The sequence below is a fragment of the Luteibacter sp. P4_D7_3 genome (assembly GCF_056401735.1).
On record NZ_JBFUIT010000185.1, the window covers coordinates 1 to 7,958 of the forward strand.

3 protein-coding genes are annotated in these 7,958 nt (G+C 61.5%); all 3 read left to right on the top strand.

The genetic code is table 11. The features are described from left to right. Positions 1-24: 24 nt before the first annotated feature. Positions 25-1,053, top strand: coding sequence for a hypothetical protein (locus tag AC1DSN_RS14955; RefSeq protein ID WP_477331395.1), 1,029 nt, complete (start codon positions 25-27; stop codon positions 1,051-1,053). A 737-nt stretch (positions 1,054-1,790) separates the two neighbouring features. After that, positions 1,791-7,139 (top strand): hypothetical protein, encoded by a 5,349-nt coding sequence (locus AC1DSN_RS14960; RefSeq protein WP_477331397.1) that lies wholly within the window; start codon positions 1,791-1,793, stop codon positions 7,137-7,139. Between the two features lie 131 nt (positions 7,140-7,270). Next, on the top strand, positions 7,271-7,958 hold a 688-nt coding region (locus AC1DSN_RS14965; RefSeq protein ID WP_477331399.1), incomplete at its 3' end, for an RHS repeat-associated core domain-containing protein.

A 7,958-nucleotide genomic window follows, 5' to 3' on the forward strand; every position in this document is an offset into this window, starting at 1 on the left:
ACCCTGCACCAGGCGCGCGTAAAGGTGCCGGAAAGCGAATGGGTAACATGCAAGGGTGCATTCACGGCCATCGTTCCGAAGCGGTTGTTCCGTGCCGCCCGCGACCGCTTTCGTACCGTTTCCGTGAATCAGAGCGACGAGGAGGTGTTGGCCCCTCTTCGCCGCATTCTCGAGCGGGACGGCTACATCAGCACCAAGCGCATCCAGGACGAGCCGGATGCGCTGTCCATCCCGGCCCTGTGCCGACGGTTTGGTGGACTGCGGCATGTATACGCGCGCATCGGCTTTGCGCCGCCTAAGAACCTTGTCTACGCCGATGCCCGGTTCTTCCTGCGTGACGTCCGCGAGCTGCAGACCGTGGCCCTCACTGCCGTATTCGAGAACCTGGGTGTTCCGGTGAGCAGGGACGGATGGGTGGTGACCGTGGCAGAGGCCTGGACTGTGTCCGTGACGGTCATCCGGACGTCGATGTACCGCAATGTCGAACGCTGGTACATCCGCCAGATACCTGCTGCGACTGACGTGGTCGCGTTCGTTCGCATGACGGCTGATGGGACCAGCATCCGGGACTTTGTCTTTTGGCCCAGGGTCGTTTACGGTTTCTTCCCCAAAGACGTCTCAGCGCGCGCCTGTAATGCGATTCCTGCGTACACGGCAACATTGATGGAGGCACTCGCGGCGGCCATATACCGAACTGGCACACCCGACATATCCCCAGCACGCACGGACAGCCTGGATGCGTCGCTTCGAAGTCTTTCCGAAGAGTGCGCTGCACTGAACAAGTCGCTGCGTGCTGCGCTTCGACATGCCGGCGTTTCAGGTGTGGTCACAACGGCAATCCCGGCGCCGGATTTTCCAACAGCGTCAAGCACCGACGACGGGATTATGAGGCAAGGTGCGCAGGTGCTGGAGTTTGTCGTTCTGGCCCGGCAGGCCCAACGGTCCCTGCGTGACGCCGCCTTCGTCGGATGGTTGGCGCGTCGCCATCCCGAAAACCTTCAGATGCTCCAGGATGCCTCCGACAGACTCGGAACCGTCATCGCGAGCGCGTAGGACTGGCCGGAACCTTGATGGTCGCTGTCCTCAATGGGCTTTCCGTCTCCCTGCGCGGGCGTTCCTGAGCAAGCCGAACCACTGACAACCCGGTGATGTTTTGCATTGAGATAGCAATCGTGCGGCTCAGCCCCAACCGCGCAGGTGTAACATTTGTGCGACAGGAACGGCACACCGTTCACAGCACGCGGTGATGGCTGACCTTGCGGTGGGAAGGCGCGGTTGTTGAGCGTTGCCGCCATGTTGCTCGTCCCGTTTTGTTATGGAAATTCGGCAAATTCCCAGCGTAGTCCGACCGACGAATCGGCAGAACGGGCAACGCGGCGAACAGCGGTGCCGGCAAGTGCTTTTTTTTGTGTAGGGGTTGGCCGTGTCGTCGTGTAAGCGGTTTCCTACGGCGAAAGTTATAGGCGCGGCCTGTCCCAACACTTCCCGAAATGGCATCGCAAGAAATCGTCGAGCGTGTCGGCGGCGCGCATTTGTAGCGGAGCGTGCTTCGACGTGCATTCACTGTCGCCGAAACGCGGCTCTGGCGGGAAAGAACGCCGTTTCGCCGTTTGCAGAACCTTGCCTCTGCTGCACACAGTTCGGTCGAAAGAAAGTGCGACAGCGTTTCACACCTCGCTAATACGCGTTTACGGAAGTTCGCCAAGCCGCACGCAATGGCGGCAGGGGCGACGACACCTGGCAGGGCGGGTCGTCCACGCAACAAAACTCAGTGGGATGGGAGACGACGGATGTCGGACTTCGGATTGCGGTGGCGCGCGACAATGGTCGCGTGCGCGTTGGTCGTGACCCTTTTTGCCGGGCAGGCAGTGGCCCAATCGGCAGCGGTCACGCCAGAGAGCGAGTTCCAAAAGCGCATCAAGGTGTCCGAAGACATCAACCCTGTCGGTGACCATCCCTTTGGCGAGAACATCAGCCTGTACAACGGCGGATTGTCGTTTGAGGAAAACGACATCAAGCTCTCGGGCCAGGGCCCGGACATCGAACTCACCCGCTCGTTCCATCCTGCCGACGTGCCCCCCGACTCGGTCTACTACGACTTCATCGACAACGCGTTCGTCGACTGGTCGCTCGAAACGCCGCGTATCGAGACCCTGTCTGCGGCAAGCAGCATCGCCAACCAGGACCCGGCGCCAAACGCGCAGTGGTTCTTCATCACCGACACGAATCGCTGCAGTGCTGCCGACGGCGCGCCGGACGAGTTCGTGACGTTCAAGGGCACGGTCATCACGTATCCGGCCGACGACTGGTGGCACGGCTACCAGCTCATCGTGCCAGGGCAGGGCAGCCAGGACATCCTCGCAAGGGATGCCGGCAACACCCAGTTCCCGGCGATGACGGACGCCAATGGCGCCGCCATCAATTTCCCTCTGGTGACCAAATCCCGCTGGGCTGTGGGTTGCACGGCGGCAACCGCAAACGGTCAGCCGGGTGAGGGCTTCATTGCCGTCTCCCCGGACGGCACGAAGTACTACATGGATGTGTTGCTTTTCAAGAAAACCGACGGAGTTGCCGAAGGCGGTGGTGGTGCGCTGCACCGGCGCGTCGCAACCATGGTCGCGTCCCACGTGGTCGACCGCTTCGGAAACTCGGTCACCTACACCTATGACGCCAACGGCAACCTGACCGAGGTCGATGGCAGCGACGGGCGCCAGGTGACGCTCACCTACGAGTCCTGGCAAAACCCGTTCAAGGATACCGGTGGAAACTATTTCGACCCGCCGGGTTACCGCGTCCACAGCATCACGGTCCAACCCTCCAGTACGGCGCCCCGCACCTGGACGTACACCTATGACACCACCACCGACCCCGTCATTCCCCGGCTGAGCGCGGTGACCTTGCCCGACGGGAGTTCCTGGCAGTTCCACCTCGCAGGTTTTGCACCGCTGCCGGGCGACGGTTCGCTCATCAGCAATGCAGGGTGCGACTACACGCTGCGGCCACAAGATGCCGTCACGTCGTCGGGCTCGATTACGCAGCCGTCAGGGGTCACAGGGACCTTTACCCTCAAAAGCACCATCCGGGGCCGGTCGAACGTGCCCAAGGTGTGTTTGAACGCCAACACGACGCCGCAGCTGCGCTTCCCGGCAGCCTACAAATCCAATTCCCTTATCCAGCGGACCTTGAGCGGTGCGGGCATCGGCACCCAGACGTGGAATTACACCTACTCGTCGCCAAACGACAGCTGGGCGCCGTGCACCGGGTGCGCCACCAGTGTGTCGACCGAAATGGTCGACCCGTCCAACCGCACGACGCGCTACACCTTCAGCAACAGCTTCGATGCGTCCGAAAGCCTCCTGCTGAAGTCCGAGTTCTTCACCGCTGGCGACACGTCCACACTGGTCCGGTCGGAGGCCAGCAATTACGCGCTGCCGCCAGCCAGCGGTCCCTGGCCTTATCCCTGGCCGCAAACCCTGGGTCGCTCGGCGGTGCTTGCGGTCAACTCCGACCAGATGGGACGGTTGACCCCGGTCAACCAAAAGACCACGGTGCATGACAGCGACACCTACCTCTGGACCGCAAACGCCTTCGACGCGCTTGCCAACCCCACCCAGGCGACCCGCTCGAATTCTGTCGCCGGGCAGACGGCACTGGTCGAAACGACCACCTACCTCAATGACACGGGCCACTGGGTGCTCGGCCTGCCGCAGACGGTGACCAACGTCTCCCCGGCGTTGTCTGTACCGGAAACGGAATCCGTCAACACCTACACGGCACTCGACCAGCTGCAAAGCCGCTCGCGCTTCGGTCACACGTTGATGAACTACACGTACGACGGTCTCGGCCAGTTGGCCACCTTCACAGACCCCCTCAATCACACCACCACCTTGAGCGCGTACCAGCGCGGCCTGCCGACCCTGGTGACCTACCCGGACCAGACGACTGAACACATCGGGGTCGATGCCTTTGGTGAAGTGGCGTCCGTCACCGACCAAAATGGCAATGCCACGACCTACAGCTACGACTCGGTCGGAAGGCTGGGACAAATCAGCTATCCAGCCGGAGACACCGTGGCCTGGGCGCCGAAGGTGTTCGCCTATAGCTTCGTGGGGACAGCAGAGCAGGGCGTCGACGCAGGGCACTGGCGGCGCACGGTCACGCAAGGCGACGGCACGGCGACCAACTATACGCAGGTGACCTACTTCGATGCGTTGCTGCGGCCCATGGTGGCCCAGCGCTTTCGCACCATTGACGGCGCGCTGCCGACAACCACGGTGACCGTGCACGACTGGAAGGGCAACACGACCTTCCAGTCCTACGCGGTCGACGGACTGCAGGCCTACAACTCGGCGGCTGTGACCAACGGCATCACGACGAACTACGACGCATTGTCCCGAGCCATCCAGACCATCCAGCCGTCTGAAGATTTGAACCATCCCGCAGACGTCACCACGACCGGTTATCCGGGCGGTGCGAGAAAGCAGGTCACGGACCCGAACAACAACACGACGACCACGACCTACCAGGTGTTTGACGAGCCAGAGCTGAAAAACGCCGTGAAGGTGGAAGCTCCGGAAGGCGTCGTCCAGCAAATCACGCGAGACTTGTACGGCAATCCGCAAACCGTCATCCAGGGTGGTGTGACCAAATCCATGGTGTACGACAGCTTCAAGCGGGTTTGTCGCACCTTCGAGCCGGAGACGATGAGCACGGTGACAAGCTTTGACGCGGCCAACAACGTCGTCTGGAGCGCCAAGGGCCAGAACATCACGGAAGCCGGCTGCGGCTATGACCAGGTGCTAGCTGCCGCCATGGTGTCGCGCACCTACGACACGCTCAATCGCGTCACGAAGGTGACCTACGGCGATGGGGTGACGCCGGAAGCAGACTTCACCTACACACTGACCGGCAAGCCATCGACCGAGTCCTCGGGGACTGGTGCGGCAGTCGTCCAATGGCTGTTTGCCTACAACAAACGCGACCTGACGACTGGGCAGAGTTTGTCCGTCGATGGCCATGTCTGGCCGGTGGGGCTCGGCTACGACGTCAACGGCGTTGTGGCCGCCGTAACTTATCCCGACAGCAAGGCCGTGCCGCTTGCGCCCGACGCTTTCGGCCGTCCCACCCAGGCGGGCACCTACGCGACCGGCGCATCCTATTTCCCCGACGACCAGCTGCTGCACTTTACCCTCGGCAATGGCGTGGACTATCTCGCCCAACGAAACACGCGTCAGTTGATGTCGGACTTTTCGTATACCCAAGGCACGACCCTCACCCTCAGCGAAGGGTTCAAGTACGACCCGAACGCCAACATCACCGAACTCGACGACCTGGTCGCGAGCGGCCCGCGCTCCCGCACGTTCAGTTACGACGGCTTGAATCGCTTGAAGACTGCAACCAGCGGTCTTTGGGGTTCGGACACCTACAACTACGACCCCCTCAACAACCTGACCACCATCGTTTCGGGCACCCAGACCAGCACGTACACCTACGATGTCACGAACAAGCTCACCAGCATCGGGGGTGGCAGCGTGTCGCGGACCTTTGCCTACGACACCCGTGGCAACGTCACGACAAACGGAACCGAGCACTACACGTTCGACCAGGCGGACCGCCTGACCTCGGTCAACACCAGCACCGACAAGTACACGTACGACGCCGAAGGCCGTCGGGTGAAAGCAGTCGTGACGGGGGCGACCACGTATTCCCTGTACACGCACGACGGGCAGCTGCTTTGGCAGTTCAATCCCAGCGGCAACAACGGGACGGACTACATCTACCTCGGCAAGAAGCTCGTTGCCCGCACGGACAGTGTGGCCGGAGCCGGGGCACCGGTGCTGAGCGCACCGGCGACCGGTAAGCCCAATACGGCGTATACCGTGTCCTGGACCACAATCCCGTCGACGACCAGCTACCAGCTCCAGGAAGAGCCCGACGGTGGCACGTGGACGGCTGTCTACACAGGGACCGCGCTGAGCAAGTCCATCACGCACACAGCAGTGGGTACCTTCCAYTATCAGGTGCGTGCGTGTGGTGCCAGCGGGTGCGGCAACTGGAGTCCCATAGCGACGACCGTGGTGTCCGTGCCCGTGACGATTCCGGTGATGCCGGCAACCGTGTCTGGTGTGCYCAGTCCCGACCAGCAGAGCGTCACCGTTAGCTGGGCCGCGTCGGCCGGTGCGACGTCTTACGACGCTACGTCAACTGGAGGGACTCCGGGTTCCTACACGGGAACGGCGTTGTCAGTATCGCTGCCGGCGGCACTGGATGGAACTTACATTTTCCGGGCGAGGGCATGCAATTCCGCCGGCTGCAGCGGATGGGCGACAAGCGCTGGGTTGGTGGTGCGGCATACGCCACCCGCGCCTGCGTCCATCAATGTGCAATCGGCGAGCAGCGGATCGGTTGCGATCAGCTGGCCGACCACGGCCTATGCGCTGACTTACGAACTGCAACAGAGTTCCGACAACGTTACCTTCGCCAACATTTGGGCAGGCACCGGAACCTCGACGACAGCAATCGTTTCGGTGAGCGGCATCTATTACTTTCGTGTCCGGGCTTGTAATACAGCGCCGTGTGGCAACTACAGTCCCGTCGGGTCGTCCACCGTAACTATCGCGCCTTCGTCGGCACCGGCCATTTCGGTTCCCGGAACAAGTACGAACGGCTGCTACACAGTCACTTGGGGCATGGTCGCCAGAGCGACGTCGTACGTGATGCAGGAAAGCGCCAACAACAGTGCATTTGCAACCATCGGAAATGACGGATCGGGCACGTTGAATATTTGCGGCAAGGGCAACGGTAGCTACGCCTATCACGTTCAACCATGCAATATCGGTGGGTGTGGGCCGGTGAGCGGAACCGTCACGGTCCAAGTTGCACTCCCGCCTGCCGCACCATCAGGCGTGAATACGACAAGGACCAACTCGGGGACGACTTTTACCTTCACGGGAACTTGGGGCGCCGTAAGCGGTGCGCTTCGGTACGAGGTTCTGAGCGGCACGACTACGGTCTACAACTCATCAATCGCCTCGTATGTGCTCCAGAGTGGATCCTCGACCACGCTGACTGGTTCGTATTCCGTCCGTGCCTGCAATGCGTCCGGTTGCTCGGCCTATGTGCCGTTCCCGTCACCGTGATTCGGAGAATTCTCATGACTTCATGCATGAATGTTGTTCGGTCTCTCTCGCGGCTGGGCCGGGGCGCGATACGTTCCATGGGTTCGCGGAACGCTCGAGAAGCCTGGCGCCGGGCGACGGCGTTGTCGCTCATGTTGCTCTTCGCGGGGGCTTCAACGGCCGAGACGGTCACGTACTACTACACCAACCAGCAAGGCACCCCGCTGGCCACCGCTGACGCGTCGGGAGATATCCTGACGACGTCCGACTACCGGCCCTATGGCAGTCAGGTGTTGGGGTCGCCGGCCGGGGGGCCAGGTTACACCGGGCATGTGAATGACCCCGATTCGGGTCTGGTGTACATGCAAGCTAGGTACTACGACCCCGTGGTGGGGAGGTTCCTCAGCACCGATCCGATCTCCGGAGAACCAGGCAGTGTCAGCGGGTTTGGGCAATACGGATACGCCAACGACAACCCGCTTACCTTCATCGACTCGGACGGTCGAAAAGGATGTCAGGTCGGCGACACATCCTATTCCAGTTGCGAGATAACGGTTGTCTACAACAAGAAAACCTCTGAGGGTACGTTGACGGTAACGGGGAAGAACAAGGGGGATAAGGATGGGACGGTGCTGCTAAGTGGAAAGGTGGTCGTCGGCGGAGATGGGCACATCACGCCGGTGGGCAATTTTACTGCGGCCGGCTGGGAGTCAGACCATACCAGTAAGCAGTACGGTTCCCTGGCAGACGTTCCATGGAGTAAAACCTTCTTCGGAGGAAACGCCTTTGGCCCCTACCAGCTGCACATCAAGGAGTTGGATTCGAGGGGGATCTACATTC